Source organism: Gilliamella sp. Bif1-4, from assembly GCF_001690535.1.
GTDB classification, from domain to species: domain Bacteria; phylum Pseudomonadota; class Gammaproteobacteria; order Enterobacterales; family Orbaceae; genus Gilliamella; species Gilliamella bombi.
In genome coordinates this window covers 194,281-208,520 of the sequence record NZ_LZHC01000024.1, presented here as the reverse complement: position 1 = coordinate 208,520, position 14,240 = coordinate 194,281, and the positions used below count along the sequence as shown (strand labels likewise).

The following is a 14,240-nucleotide window of genomic DNA, read 5'->3' as shown; positions in this document are numbered from 1 at the left end:
TTCAATAACCTGTTAAATATTATAAAACTACTTCACCTCGCCATAAATCATCAAAGGATTCACGCTGGCGAATTAATTTATGTTGTTTATCATCAATAAGCATCACTTCTGCTGGTCGTAAATGGCTATTGTAATTTGATGCCATACTAAAGCCATAAGCACCAGCACTACAAATTACCAACAAATCATCTTGTTTAACCGAAAGCTCACGCTGATAAGCCAATACATCGCTAGATTCGCAAATAGGCCCCACAACATTATAGACCAAAAATTCATCACCAGTTTGTGGTTGCTTTTCAGGTAACACTCTCATCCAAGCATCGTAAAGAGCGGGACGAATTAAGTCATTCATACCTGCATCGACAATTGCAAAATGGTTATTATCTTGGTGTTTGGTATATTCCACCTTAGTAATTAGCAAACCTGAATTAGCAACAATCGAACGCCCAGGTTCGAACAAAATTTCAATATCAGGATAATCAACTAATTTGTTCTTAAGTTCGGTTACAAGTTGCGATGCTGTTGGTGGTTGTTCGTTATCATAACAGACCCCTAAACCTCCACCTAAATCAATATGTTCAATTATAATATTATTAGATTGCAATTTATCAACTAAAGCGAGTATACGATCGGCAGCATCAAGAAATGGTGACAATTGAGTTAATTGAGAGCCAATATGGCAATCAATACCAACGATTTTAATGTTAGCTAATGAGCTTGCCTTTCGATAAACATCTAAAGCTAACTCATAGCTAATACCAAATTTATTTTCGCGAAGACCTGTTGAAATATAAGGATGTGTTTTAGCATCCACATCAGGATTGATTCTCAATGAAATCGGTGCAATTTTACCTAATCTTTTAGCAACTTCATCAACTCGGTATAATTCAGCCTCAGATTCAACATTAAAGCACTTAATACCAACTTCAAGCGCACGTTCAATTTCAACTATTGATTTAGCAACACCTGAAAAGACAATTTTTTTAGGATCTGCTCCTGCTTTTAATACTCGTTCTAACTCACCTTGTGAAACAATATCAAAACCAGCACCCAGTTTTGCAAGTAAACTCAAAACAGCCAAATTACTATTAGCTTTAACCGCATAACAAACCAAATGTTTATTATTAACCAAAGCATGTTCATATTCTAAAAACTGTTTACTTATATATTCGGCCGAATAAACATATAATGGTGTACCATACTGCTTAGCAAGATCCGCTATCGCTATCTGATTGGCAAATAAACGATTTTGTTGATAATTTAAAAAATCCATCATTTTATTCCATTATGCAATTTAAATAAATAAAACAGATTGAATTGAAGCAGTTGTTAGTTTTGTTTGTTGCATTGCTGTTTTTTCAACTGGATGATAAAGCGGACCTTTTAATCCACATCCTACTAATGCCAATGTAACAAAACAGATAGGGAGTAATTTTATAGTTGATTTCATACAATATTCGCAATTCTTTCCATTTTTTATAATACTATCTATATTACACGATAGGCACAATGCTGCAAAGCGCAAATCATCATGCGTACATAAACAGATATATAAAATAAGTAAATACATTAAATTAAAGGTACAAGGCTACATTCTACACTTCAAGTTACTATGTAATAAACGTTACACAATTAAACAATTTGCAGATTTGTAGATATGATTCAGATTGATAATTTCAAAACTTATCAGAAAAAATCAGCTAAGTTTTATGCATTAATATACTTTTCACGATTTGGAAGCCAACAATCAACTAATTGTTCAGCACTGTGTGGATGGTTTTTTTGGATGTCATAAGATATATTTTGAATTTCACTAATCAAATGCTGGTCGCGAATCAAATCAACAACTTTAAAATTAGCTGTACCCATTTGCCGAGTCCCTAAAATTTCACCACCACCACGAAGTTCAAGATCTTTTTGGGCAATAACAAATCCATCAGTACTTTCACGCATTACCTTCATGCGTGCTTGAGCAACTTTACTTAGAGGAGCTTGATACATTAATACACAATGAGATACTGCCGTGCCACGTCCAACTCGCCCACGCAACTGATGTAACTGAGCTAAACCTAAACGTTCTGCATTTTCGATAATCATTAAACTAGCATTAGGAACATCAACACCAACTTCAATAACTGTTGTAGCAACCAGCAGTTGAATTTTTCCTGCTTTAAACTCTTGCATAACTGATTGTTTTAAATCAGACTTCATTTTACCATGCACTAACGCAATATTTAAATGCGGCAAACGCATTTGCAATTCTGCAACCAGCATTTCAGCCGCTTGTGCGTCAAGCATTTCAGACTCTTCAACCAAAGTACACACCCAATAAACTTGGCGGTTTGCTAAGCAAGCTTGATTTACACGTTCAATAATTTCATCTCGGCGATTATTAGGTATTACAACCGTGTTAATTGGTGTTCTACCTGGTGGTAATTCATCAATAATAGAAACATCTAAATCAGCATAAACTGTCATAGCTAATGTCCTTGGAATAGGAGTTGCCGTCATAATTAATTGGTGTGGATAAAGATGATCTTTAATTCCTTTTTCCCAAAGACTTAGACGCTGATTAACACCAAATCGATGCTGTTCATCAATAATAACAAGACCTAACGAGGTGAATTCTACTTTATCAACAAATACTGCATGAGTACCAATTAACATAGTAATCTCACCCTTTTGAATGCGTTCATAACGCTGTCGCTTATTTTTGGCAGTTAATCTTCCTGACAACCAGTCAACACTAATTCCCAACGGCTCAAACCAAGTACTAAAATTATTATAATGTTGCTCGGCTAATATTTCTGTCGGTGCCATTAAAACTACTTGACAACCATTTTCAATTGCATTCAACGCTGCTAAAGCAGCTACTAATGTTTTACCAGAACCAACATCACCTTGAATTAATCGCATCATAGGTACTGGTTTTGCCATATCGAGATAAATCTCTTGCACAACTTGCTGTTGAGCATGGGTTGGCGTAAAAGGTAATGATGATAAAAACGGGTTAATCAAGCGTTGAGTTGGGGAAAGCAAGTGCGCTTGCTGTTTTTGATTATGTTTTTTTATCATTAACATACTCAAATGATAAGCAATCAATTCCTCAAAAATAAACCGCTTAATAGCAGGGTGAGCCCCCGACTCCAGTTGTTCAATCTCAGTATCAATGGGTGGATTGTGAATAATATTTAAAGAATCAAAAGCCGACAAAAAACGACAAGCTAGCTGTGGAGGTAAAACTTCTTCTGAAGGATTATTTTTGAGTAAAATTAGCGCAGCCATAATTGACCGTCGAATCACAGCTTGAGTTAATCCATAGGTAGTTGAATAAATAGGTGTGTATCTTTCTTGATCATCTTCTAACGTGATAGATTTTTCGTCTCGACTTGTTTTTAATTTAAATTGTGGATGAATTATTTCAAGATAATTTTTACCGCGTTTTATTTCACCATAAGCACTGATCCATTTACCTTTAATCAACGAAGCCTTCATGCTGGCAGTAAAATGCATAAATCGTAATATTGCAATACCAGAATCATCTTGAACGTAACAAACTAGCATCTGTTTACGACCAAAAGCAATTTCGCTTTTAATAATAACACCTTCAATTGTCGTAAATTCACCAATATTGGCTTCAGCAATAACGCAAGATGATGTACGATCTTCATAACGTAAAGGAAAATGCAATAACAGATCTTTAGCGGTATAGATACCTAATGTATTGAACTTTTTTTCTAGACTTTCACCAATTCCCGTTAGTTTTATCAACGGTAAATGGTCAAAAAAACGATTTATCATAATGACTAATTTATATTTCGTTTAATACTTACTACCTCGGATTGTAGTAACATTTTACGAATTAATTCATTAAGTTGTTGGGTGTTTTTTACTTCTATCTGTAGAATAACCGTATAAATCTGCCTATCTTTTTCTTCAGTATTTAACCATTGCAGGCGAGTATTTTCATCATTAATAATTGAAAGTATATGCGCCAAAGAACCTTGAGTATTTAAAATATTGAGCCAAATTTCAGCAACAAAACGTTGAGAAATATCGGGAGCCCATTTAAGTAAGATATAGTTTTCTGGATGATGTTGATAACTAGTAACATTTCGACAAGATTCATGATGCACAATTAACCCCTTCTCTGGACTAACATGCCCAACGATAGGATCATTCGGAATCGGATGACAACACTTAGAAAACGTAACAGAAACACCTTCACTGCCAGTAATAACAAGAGTTTTGTTTGGCTCTGATTTATTTTGTAATAGTGCTTTATGTTCTAAACCTTTGGCAATAAAATGACTCATAATATTACCTAATCCGATTTCGACCAAGACATCATCAAAATTGGACAATTTAGCTAACTCAACCACTCTAGCCTTTTGGCTTTCTGACAGTCCACTAATCCCGCCAGATTTAACTAACGAAAGATTCAATAAACGTCGACCCAATTCAATTGCATCTTCACGCTTAAGGGTTTTAAGCGCCTGACGAATACGCGACTTCGCTCTAGCACTAACCACAAAATTTAACCAACTCGCATTAGGATGACCTTCAGGAGAGGTAATAATTTCAACAGTTTGCCCACTGCTTAATGATTGTGATAAAGGATAAGGTTTACGATCAACAATTGCGCCAATGCATTGATAACCAATATCAGAATGGACTGCATAAGCAAGATCAACTGCTGTGGCTCCTTCTGGTAATTGTACAATGCGCCCTTTGGGAGTAAAAACGTAAATTTCTTTAGGAAACAAATCAGATTTAACGTTTTCGATAAATTCGAAAGAATTCCCTGCGCTTTGTTGCAATTCTAACAGGCTTTGCATCCAGCGCTGAGCTTTAATTTGCGCAGTAGTATTGTTTAATTCATCAGCTGCATTATACGCCCAATGAGCAGCAACACCCATTTCTGCCATTTGATCCATATCTTCGGTACGAATTTGGACTTCAACTGGTGTACCGTGAGGGCCTATTAACGATGAATGCAATGATTGGTAGCCATTCGCTTTAGGAATAGCAATATAATCTTTAAAACGATTAAGACGTGGTTTATACAAATTATGTACCAGCCCAAGAGCACGATAACAAGCATCAACATCTTTTACCACAATTCTAAAAGTGTAAATATCCATAATAGAATGAAAATGTTGTTCACGTAGTTTCATCTTTTGATAAATGACATAGATATTTTTCTCGATACCAGTAACTTTTGCATCAACATGAGCATCATGTAATCGTCCACGGATTTCAGACAAAATTTGTCGAATTAGCTCTTTTCGCGTATTTCGCGCTGTTTTAACTACTTTTTCAATCACTTTAGCTCGATTTGGATGCATTGCTGTAAAGCCCAAAATCTCAAGTTCTGTTTTAATGTGATTGATACCTAAACGATGAGCCAACGGTGCGTAAATTTCGAGGGTTTCTTTAGCAATACGACGACGTTTATCAGGTCTTAAAGCACTAAGTGTACGCATGTTATGCGTACGATCAGCAAGCTTAATTAAAATTACACGCACATCCTCAGTCATAGCAAGAACCATTTTCCTAAAATTTTCAGCTTGTGCTTCTTGTCTGTTACGGAATTTTAATTTATCAAGTTTAGAGACACCTTCGACTAAAATGGCAACATGTTTACCAAATTTTTCGGTAATATCTTGAAAGGTGACAGGAGTATCTTCAATAGTATCGTGTAAAAGTGCGGCAATGACTGTTTCATAATCAAGCCGCATTTCAGCTAGATATGTTGCAACTGCAACTGGGTGAGTAATATAAGGTTCGCCACTACATCGGAATTGCCCTTCATGTGCATTTTTAGCAAAAAGATAAGAATCTTGTATCAATTCAACTTGTTTAGACGGAAGATAAGATGCTACAACCTCTTTTAAGCTATCAAAATATTGCATAAGCAATTCCTGTAAAGCTTATTCGTATGACGGTGTATTTTCGAGAAGAACCGACTCATGAAGTGTTGCTCGTGTTTCTTCCTCTTTATTTTGGCGAGCTTGAAAATCAGCAATATCAAGAATCTGTTTATTGACAAGACCATCTTCAATTTCACGTAGAGCTATAACGGTTTCTTTGTCGTTCTCTTCAGGAACATGTGGCGATTTATTTTCCACTTGTAGTTGACGAGCGCGTCTCGCTGCTACAAGAACGAGATCAAAGCGATTACCAATTTTTTCTACTGCATCTTGAACAGTTACACGTGCCATTTTTACCTCTAATTTTTTACTAAAATACTTTATTTGAAAGATCTAATATTGTACTTAAATTTGTAGGCGATTGTCCATATTAATATTACTTTATCTGTCAATAATTGAGAAATGTCAGATAATTAAAAACAAATCCTACATTTTTGATGATTAGTCATGACAAATGTTCAGATTCATCATCAGTTTTATTATCCATATGGCCCTTACTTTGAGCTAACTTAACTGCAAAATAAAGATCATAAGCAAACTCGATATATTCATCATCAAGCTTAATATTAATCTGTTTAAACCAATTTTTAAGTGTTTTACGTCGACCAGATAAAATTAGGGTAACATTTCTTACTTTTAAAGACTTCACTAATTCATCAATTCCCGATAGCACACTCACATCTTTATAAGTAAAACAAGGGATTGCATCGACAATAACATAGCTTATTGGATCACTAGACTCATCAATATAACTGATAATTCTTCGTTTAAAATAAGCGATATTGAAATAAGTTAGCGGAGAATTAAATCGATAAATCATTGTATTACTGATCGGTTGCACATTTTGGCTTATAGAATGAATTCGACCACTTTCATCAACACCTAGTAATTGATCTTTTGGTCTAAATACTCGACGTAAAAATAAAAATAACCCCAGTAGTACCGCTAGTGCCATACCAGGAATAATTCCTATAACAAGTACTGAAATGAGTGTTATCAAACTCAAATAAAAAGCGTCTCGATCAAATTTAAAAAAGCGAACGATGATCTGAAAATTAATGAGTGAAATTGAAGAATATATTAAAATCACACCTAACACACAAGTTGGAATATATTGTAAAGGCGAAAGAAAAAACAATACCACAATACCAATTAATATTGCTGCAATAACCGAAACTAGTTGTGTTTTACCTCCATTTGCATCATTTACAGCTGTTCTTGATGATGTACCACTAACAACAAAGCCTTGTGATAACCCTGCTACAATATTAGCTATACCTAACGCTTTAAATTCAACATCGGCATTGGTTTCATAGTTATTTTTTGATGCAAAACTGCGTACAGTTATCATCATACTAACAAAACAGATGATAGCAATATTAAGTGAAGGAACAACTAAATCACGCATTAATCCTTTATCAAAATCAAGCCATGACTCAGTAGGAATAAAATCACTGCTAACATTACCAATAATACGAATATTAAAATATTCAAAATTAAATACCCACGAAAAAAACGTCATGACAATAACAGCTAATAAAGGTGCAGGATATAGGGGTTTTAATCGCTTTAAGGCAATTAAAATAGACAAAGTAAAAAACGAAACAAGTGCAGTGCCTATATGAATTTCTGACAATTTAAAAGGGAAATAGACTATTCGCTCAATCAAATAAGAATAATCGTAGCTAAAGCCTAAGGTCTTGGCTAACTGATCGACCATAATGGTAATTGATATGCCATTAAGCAAACCAATTAAAATAGGCTGACTAAGCAAGTCGGCTAAAGCACCAAGATGTAACTTTCCAGCAATGATACACCAAATGCCTATCATTATTGTTAATATAATAACTAATTGCCAGCGCAATATTGGATCATTAGCCGCTAAAGGTAACACAACAGCGGCAACTACAGCACAAGTTGCTGTATCAGGTCCTACAATCAATTGTTTAGAAGAACCAAAAAACGCATATACAATTAAAGGCAAAATGGTCGAATACAGTCCAGCTATAGCGCCAACACCAGTCAATTCAGCATAAGCAATTGACACAGGTAACGAAACAGCAGCAACTGATAAACCAGCCTTAATATCAAAATTAAGATATTCTCGTTTATACTGTAATAAACTGCCTAATCCAGGCATCCATGCAATTAGTTTTTGAAAAAAAGTACTTTTTAACAAATCAGCCATGCTAATCCTTATTTCCCCGCTATACTCATATTATCAATCAAAATTGAGCCACATTGAATACTTGTTCTGGTTTCGATATCGTTTCCAATTTCCACAATATTTTTATACATATCTTTAAGATTACCAGCAATGGTGATTTCACTAACTGGATATTGAATTTTTCCATTCTCAACCCAAAATCCTGTAGCTCCACGCGAATAATCACCAGTCACACTATTAACACCTTGCCCCATTAACGAAGTCACCAAAACACCTTTATCCAATTTTTTTAGCATCTCATCAAAACTAGCATTTGCATGGCTTGGCGATACAAACCAATTATGAATCCCACCTGCATGCCCAGTCGATTTTAAGCCTAATTTACGAGCTGAATAATTGCCTAACAAATAAGTTTGCAACACACCTTGCTCAACAATATTGCGCTTAACCGTCTTTGTTCCTTCGCTATCAAAAGGCGATGACCCAATGCCCTTTAAAATAAAAGGATCTTCATAAATTGTTAACCATTTAGGCAAAATATTCTTTCCTACACTATCTAAAAGAAAAGAAGATTTACGATAAATGGCACCGCCACTTATGGCCCCCACTAAATGCCTAATGAGTCCAACGGCAACTTCAGCACTAAATAACACTGGAGTTTGCATTGTTGCGATCTGTTTAGCGCCTAAATGTGAAATCGCTCTATCAGCTGCCTGCACACCAACCCAATCAGCAGACTTGAGCTGACTATAATCACGTGATGAAGTATAAGCATAATTACTTTCCATCTGCCCTGCTTGTTGAGCAATAACTGAGCATGAAAGTGAATGTGAACTTGCGCAATAACCTTGCAACATCCCCAAACTATTACCATAAACATAAACGCCATAGCGACTACTAAAATAACCGCCATCAGAATTAATCAATTTGGAATGATTTAACGCAGTTAATTCGGCTTGTTTAGCCTGCTCAATGGCATTATCAACGTTCAAATCACTAGGATGAAATAAATCTAAATCGGGTGGATTAAATGCCATTTGACTCACATCACCCAAACCTGAACAAGGATCTGGCGAAGTATATTGCATAATATCAATCGCCATATTCACCGTTTGCAAAATAGCCTGAGAAGACAAATCATTGGTAGAAGCACTCCCTTTACGTTTATTTTGATAAACAGTAATAGATAACGCACCATCACTATTAAATTCAACATTCTCGGTTTCACCCATGCGAGTGCTAACATTAATACCTGTTGACTTATTAATCGATACCTCAACTTCATCAACACGTGACTTTGCTTGCTCAATAGCATTAGCAACAATTGCCGATAAAGTTTCTTTTTGATTTAAAGCTTCTTGTTTAATCTGTTCAATACTCATTTTATTATTTTCTACAATTCTGCTAGCGATACGTTATAATAAGCTAGAATTACACAATAGTTAACAAAAGAAATAACATGAATCATAATCAAGAGACAAATCTAGAACCCAACTTCGCTATTGACACTGAAGATGACGAAATCATCTACGTTAGTAAAAGTGAAATTAAACGTGATGCTGAAGCTTTAAAAAAATTAGGGATTGAACTTGTCAAGCTAAGCAAAAACGAACTTGAAAAAATTCCTCTCGATGAAGATCTCTCTTATGCAATTGAACTTGCGCAGAAAATAAAAAAAGAAGGGTATCGCCGCCAAATTCAATACATTGGTAAACTGCTGCGTAACCGAGATATTGACCCAATTAGTCAAGCACTTGATAAACTTAAAAATCGCCATAATCAGCAAATCGCCCTGTTTCACAAACTTGAAAAACTTCGTGATGAATTGATTGCAACTGGCGATGCCGAAACTATTATCGGTTTGTACCCAACTGCCGATCGTCAGCAACTACGAACCTTAGCCCGTTTAGCAAAAAAAGAGCAAGAAACGAACAAGCCAACCAAAACGGCAAGGCAAATTTTTCAATATTTAAAAGAATTGAGCGACACTGAATAATCTTTATAATGTGCGCTTATTATTATTCACAAACACTATATAAATTTAGATAGAGGATACAAAAATGGGACTTTTAAATGTACCAGCAGGTAAAGAATTACCAGATGATATTTACGTTGTGATTGAAATTCCAGCCAATGCAGATCCAATTAAATATGAAGTTGATAAAGACACTGGCGCTGTATTTGTTGACCGTTTTATGGCTACAGCAATGTTTTATCCATGCAACTATGGTTATATTAATCACACATTATCATTAGATGGCGATCCAGTTGATGTATTAGTCCCAACGCCATATCCATTACAACCAGGCTCAGTTATTCGTTGCCGCCCAGTTGGTGTATTAAAAATGACAGACGAAGCAGGTCAAGATGCAAAACTAGTTGCAGTACCTCACAGCAAACTATCAAAAGAATATGATCACATTAAAGATGTTGATGATTTGCCTGAATTGCTCAAATCACAAATCAAACACTTTTTTGAACAATACAAAGCATTAGAGAAAGGTAAATGGGTGAAAGTTGACGGATGGGATAACGCTAATGCAGCCCGTAAAGAAATTATTGAGTCATTTGAACGAGCAAAAAATAAATAAAGCTCAATAAAAAATATTTTTATCAAAGCCATAAATATTATTTTATGGCTTTTTTATTTTTCATAATTTTTTAGTGACTTTAAAAATCAATTAAAATTTCAGCGATTAAAATTTGACTTTTATCAACTAAAAAATAATTTCCTGAAAATTCAATAAAACTTTTTTTTATAAAAAAAAATTATTATTCACATCTTGCTTTTGATTATAATTTATGCGGTAATATTACTGGGTAAACAACAAAGTACAAAATAGTGAATAACAATGAACCACAATAATGTATTGTTAAGCACATTATCTTGGCTTTTGGTTACATTATTAACACGATGTTAAAACCCATACGGTCGTGATGACTAATTATTAACTATTGTTAGGATGTCTAAATAAATGAATAAAAAAACAGGCCAAGTAAAATGGTTTAATGAAAGTAAAGGTTTTGGTTTTATTACCCCTGCGGATGGAAGTAAAGATGTATTTGTTCACTTTTCAGCTATTTCAGGTGATGGTTTTAAAACATTAGCCGAAGGACAACAAGTTGAATTTGCTATCCAAGATAGCCCTCGTGGACCTGCAGCTGCTGAAGTCGTTGTAATCTAATTGAAACTTTAGCATTTCATATTAGAAAAACGCTCACTCACAAAGTGAGCGTTTTTTTATCTCTAAAAAAACTAAAAATCACTCTAAAATGAGAGCATAAAAAAAGCGACTCTAAAGCCGCCTTATAAACAAAGTTAAATATCAATTATTTTTTAGAAATAACTGCGATTAAATCTAATACTTTGTTTGAATAACCTACTTCGTTGTCATACCAAGAAACAAGTTTAACAAAGTTATCACTTAATTGGATACCAGCTTTAGCATCAAATACTGAAGTACAAACTTCACCTAAAAAATCAGTAGAAACAACATCATCTTCGGTATAGCCAAGAACGCCTTTCATTGGACCTTCAGCTGCGGCTTTGATTGCTTTACAGATATCTTCATATTTAGCTGGTTTTTCTAAACGAGCAGTTAAGTCAACAACAGAAACGTCTGGAGTAGGAACTCGGAAAGCCATACCTGTTAATTTACCGTTTAATTCAGGGATAACTTTACCTACCGCCTTAGCAGCACCAGTAGATGAAGGGATGATGTTTTGAGCAGCACCACGACCACCACGCCAATCTTTATGAGATGGACCATCTACAGTTTTTTGAGTTGCAGTTGTTGCATGAACAGTTGTCATTAATGCTTCAACAATACCAAAGTTATCGTTAATAACTTTAGCTAAAGGCGCTAGACAGTTAGTTGTACAAGAAGCGTTAGAAACAATATCTTGACCAGCATAATCTTTATCATTAACACCGATAACAAACATTGGAGTGCTGTCTTTAGAAGGTCCAGTTAAAACAACTTTCTTAGCACCAGCTTGGATGTGTTTACGAGCAGTTTCATCAGTCAAGAATAAACCAGTTGCTTCAGCAACAACATCAACACCAACTTCGTTCCATTTTAAGTTTGCAGGATCTCGTTCAGCAGTAACACGAATTGCTTTACCGTTAACGACTAATTTACCATCTTTAACTTCAACTGTACCGTCAAAACGACCATGTGTTGAATCATATTTAAGCATATAAGCCATATATTCAACATCTAATAAATCGTTGATAGCAACGATTTCAATGTCTGAACGTTTTTGAGCAGCACGGAAAACAATACGGCCAATACGGCCAAAGCCATTAATACCTACTTTGATTGTCATAACAATTACCTTCTTTTTAGTGTTTTTAATGTTAAAAATCTTTCCTGTAAACTATCAAATTTTAAAGATTTATTCAAGAAGATTCCTAATAATTAAACACGAAATGATTAAATAGATTAAACCAAGTGTAAGTTATATTAATTATTATAAATAAAATCATGATATTGTAAAAAATAACCTAACGTAGTAAGCCGTACTATAATCAAAAACCATCCTAAAACTAAATAACAAACCAATAACTTAGAATTCAGTTTTAGATATATTCTAACGTCGTAAAAAGGCAGGCATATAAATTTTATAATATGTAGGATTTTTACCTTAAAATACTTCAGGTAACGTATTGATCTTATTGAAGTTTTCCACTTTTATTTTTAAATAAAATCAAACACTTATAGGCTGGTTATTTTTTTATTACGCTGAATTTGGCTTTTTAAGAAATAAGAAAATCGCTTTTGTTATTTGATAATAGCTATTTAATAACAACTTGTTAATAACAGACAGTTAATAACAAAAGCACAAGCTTTTAATTGGTATCGGTCGGAGCGCTGTTTTGGCTTTCAGTTATTAAAGCGCTAGGTTCGCAGTTTTTCCTGCTCAAGACCTCAACTTTCGCGGGGGCTACATTCTTTCTTATATTGTCCTCTATTGGCACCATAAGCGCTTTCCGCACCCTAAGGATTAAGAAATAAACGCTAAAATCTAAGGTGTGGTGCAAAGACCCCTGCCGTGAAAGGTATAGCGGACGCTGCCGTCGTGCGAGAGAACAGAGAACCGTTCACTACCTGATAACACATCGCTTGCCCAATAGAAGTCGTTGGCGAAACCCGCATCACGGTAGTAGTAGTATATGAGGCCCCACTCCGCGAAAAAACCTGCACCTATGTAACGCATGTAACGATTAAAAGATGAACTAGGTGCTGCGCCATTTATGCTATTTACACAAGGGAATCTACCATCTACGCCACACTTCGCATTGGTTAAATCCCTTATCCTCGGCATGCGATACCCCAAACCATTACACCATGCTAACGCCTCACCTCTTTCCCTCATATCTCGATTTCGATGGACGAACCACTGCCTCAAAACAAATCCATATTTTACTACCTCATCACCGGTATTAATATCTCTACCCACTAACTCAAACGTCTGCAGTAACTTTGGTACAGTAATTCGACTAGGATTCCGATTATCCCATTGATTTCTTGCCTCTGGACCTGTTAGCTTAACACGCACTAACGGCTCTACCATGACTCCATTTATCATTAGGTATTGTCACTGTCGCAGTGATTCCCTCATGCGTGACAGGTTCCCATGTCAACTCTTCTGGTTCTATTCCTGTTATGAGTAAATCAAAATATAAACCATCCAGACCAGTGGTCGGGAAATTTTGGTTGTATGATTTAGGATTGATTGATTGAACTAAGAACCCCCTGCTAAAACTCCATATGTCTGCTGGACCTGCATATGTGTCGGAACCCCAAAATAAGTTCGGCTTTGCATAATGGATAACCGGCGACTGTGGTAGCATTATTGCATCACTACGATTACCTGCTCGATATTTTTTACCATTCGCCTGTACATTCCATGAAGATGACAATAATAACAGCCCCAACACCAATAAGTTTTTTCGGGAGAATTTCGATAATAAGTTGAGAGATAATTTCGACGATATAAATGAGTTTCGTGTAAAAACTCGTCGAATAGAATTATTTAATAAATTTAAGACATAGGTTTGCCAGTACTTGTGCCAAAAATGATACTGCATATCACATTCCCTGTGCTAAGTAATACTTTTTTTATTTAAATTTTTA

At 35.2% G+C, this 14,240-nt stretch carries 13 protein-coding genes; 3 read left to right on the top strand and 10 right to left on the bottom strand.

Going from position 1 to position 14,240, the window contains the following annotated elements; all coding sequences use genetic code 11:
* Nucleotides 1-19: 19 nt before the first annotated feature.
* The 7 genes from lysA to pmbA form a co-directional block, all read right to left on the bottom strand.
* Complete coding sequence (gene lysA / locus A9G25_RS03775) at nucleotides 20-1,273, bottom strand: diaminopimelate decarboxylase (protein ID WP_065625798.1); 1,254 nt, start codon at nucleotides 1,271-1,273, stop codon at nucleotides 20-22.
* 21 nt (nucleotides 1,274-1,294) lie between these two features.
* On the bottom strand, nucleotides 1,295-1,450 hold the full coding sequence (lptM, locus tag A9G25_RS12780) for an LPS translocon maturation chaperone LptM (protein WP_176701069.1): 156 nt from the start codon (nucleotides 1,448-1,450) through the stop codon (nucleotides 1,295-1,297).
* 257 nt (nucleotides 1,451-1,707) lie between these two features.
* Nucleotides 1,708-3,801 (bottom strand): ATP-dependent DNA helicase RecG, encoded by a 2,094-nt coding sequence (gene recG, locus A9G25_RS03770; protein WP_065625797.1) that lies wholly within the window; start codon nucleotides 3,799-3,801, stop codon nucleotides 1,708-1,710.
* Nucleotides 3,802-3,806: 5 nt separating this feature from the next.
* Nucleotides 3,807-5,915, bottom strand: coding sequence for a bifunctional GTP diphosphokinase/guanosine-3',5'-bis pyrophosphate 3'-pyrophosphohydrolase (gene spoT, locus A9G25_RS03765; RefSeq protein WP_065625796.1), 2,109 nt, complete (start codon nucleotides 5,913-5,915; stop codon nucleotides 3,807-3,809).
* Nucleotides 5,916-5,933: 18 nt separating this feature from the next.
* Nucleotides 5,934-6,224 carry a DNA-directed RNA polymerase subunit omega gene (gene rpoZ / locus A9G25_RS03760; RefSeq protein WP_065625795.1) on the bottom strand — a complete coding sequence of 97 codons (291 nt, stop codon included), beginning with the start codon at nucleotides 6,222-6,224 and terminating at the stop codon, nucleotides 5,934-5,936.
* A gap of 154 nt (nucleotides 6,225-6,378) precedes the next feature.
* The gene (locus tag A9G25_RS03755; RefSeq protein ID WP_065625794.1) at nucleotides 6,379-8,121 is read right to left on the bottom strand and encodes a SulP family inorganic anion transporter; all 1,743 of its coding nucleotides are present in this window, start codon (nucleotides 8,119-8,121) and stop codon (nucleotides 6,379-6,381) included.
* 8 nt (nucleotides 8,122-8,129) lie between these two features.
* On the bottom strand, nucleotides 8,130-9,482 hold the full coding sequence (pmbA, locus tag A9G25_RS03750) for a metalloprotease PmbA (RefSeq protein WP_065625793.1): 1,353 nt from the start codon (nucleotides 9,480-9,482) through the stop codon (nucleotides 8,130-8,132).
* Between the two features lie 77 nt (nucleotides 9,483-9,559).
* Between pmbA and yjgA the strand changes: the two genes are divergently transcribed.
* From yjgA to cspE, 3 genes are all read left to right on the top strand, one after another.
* Nucleotides 9,560-10,096, top strand: coding sequence for a ribosome biogenesis factor YjgA (gene yjgA / locus A9G25_RS03745; RefSeq protein WP_065625792.1), 537 nt, complete (start codon nucleotides 9,560-9,562; stop codon nucleotides 10,094-10,096).
* Nucleotides 10,097-10,160: 64 nt separating this feature from the next.
* A complete protein-coding gene (gene ppa, locus A9G25_RS03740) occupies nucleotides 10,161-10,691 on the top strand; it encodes an inorganic diphosphatase (RefSeq protein WP_034912536.1) in 531 nt (176 codons plus the stop codon).
* Nucleotides 10,692-11,075: 384 nt separating this feature from the next.
* Nucleotides 11,076-11,285, top strand: coding sequence for a transcription antiterminator/RNA stability regulator CspE (gene cspE / locus A9G25_RS03735; RefSeq protein ID WP_025315032.1), 210 nt, complete (start codon nucleotides 11,076-11,078; stop codon nucleotides 11,283-11,285).
* Between the two features lie 145 nt (nucleotides 11,286-11,430).
* On the opposite strand, the gene gapA is transcribed toward cspE, so the two are convergent.
* The 3 genes from gapA to A9G25_RS03720 form a co-directional block, all read right to left on the bottom strand.
* On the bottom strand, nucleotides 11,431-12,429 hold the full coding sequence (gapA, locus tag A9G25_RS03730; protein ID WP_034912538.1) for a glyceraldehyde-3-phosphate dehydrogenase: 999 nt from the start codon (nucleotides 12,427-12,429) through the stop codon (nucleotides 11,431-11,433).
* A 699-nt stretch (nucleotides 12,430-13,128) separates the two neighbouring features.
* Entirely contained in the window at nucleotides 13,129-13,677 is a 549-nt protein-coding gene (locus A9G25_RS03725) for a hypothetical protein (RefSeq protein WP_065625791.1), read from the bottom strand.
* Nucleotides 13,652-14,194 carry a hypothetical protein gene (locus tag A9G25_RS03720; protein WP_141674986.1) on the bottom strand — a complete coding sequence of 181 codons (543 nt, stop codon included), beginning with the start codon at nucleotides 14,192-14,194 and terminating at the stop codon, nucleotides 13,652-13,654. Before A9G25_RS03720 ends, A9G25_RS03725 begins: the two co-directional genes overlap by 26 nt.
* Between the last annotated feature and the right edge of the window lie 46 nt (nucleotides 14,195-14,240).

Coding starts and splice junctions, on each gene's coding strand:
- lysA (WP_065625798.1), bottom strand. CDS start 1,273: ATGGATTTTTTAAATTATCAACAAAATCGTTTATTTGCCAATCAGATA.
- lptM (WP_176701069.1), bottom strand. CDS start 1,450: ATGAAATCAACTATAAAATTACTCCCTATCTGTTTTGTTACATTGGCA.
- recG (WP_065625797.1), bottom strand. CDS start 3,801: ATGATAAATCGTTTTTTTGACCATTTACCGTTGATAAAACTAACGGGA.
- spoT (WP_065625796.1), bottom strand. CDS start 5,915: ATGCAATATTTTGATAGCTTAAAAGAGGTTGTAGCATCTTATCTTCCG.
- rpoZ (WP_065625795.1), bottom strand. CDS start 6,224: ATGGCACGTGTAACTGTTCAAGATGCAGTAGAAAAAATTGGTAATCGC.
- A9G25_RS03755 (WP_065625794.1), bottom strand. CDS start 8,121: ATGGCTGATTTGTTAAAAAGTACTTTTTTTCAAAAACTAATTGCATGG.
- pmbA (WP_065625793.1), bottom strand. CDS start 9,482: ATGAGTATTGAACAGATTAAACAAGAAGCTTTAAATCAAAAAGAAACT.
- yjgA (WP_065625792.1), top strand. CDS start 9,560: ATGAATCATAATCAAGAGACAAATCTAGAACCCAACTTCGCTATTGAC.
- ppa (WP_034912536.1), top strand. CDS start 10,161: ATGGGACTTTTAAATGTACCAGCAGGTAAAGAATTACCAGATGATATT.
- cspE (WP_025315032.1), top strand. CDS start 11,076: ATGAATAAAAAAACAGGCCAAGTAAAATGGTTTAATGAAAGTAAAGGT.
- gapA (WP_034912538.1), bottom strand. CDS start 12,429: ATGACAATCAAAGTAGGTATTAATGGCTTTGGCCGTATTGGCCGTATT.
- A9G25_RS03725 (WP_065625791.1), bottom strand. CDS start 13,677: ATGGTAGAGCCGTTAGTGCGTGTTAAGCTAACAGGTCCAGAGGCAAGA.
- A9G25_RS03720 (WP_141674986.1), bottom strand. CDS start 14,194: ATGCAGTATCATTTTTGGCACAAGTACTGGCAAACCTATGTCTTAAAT.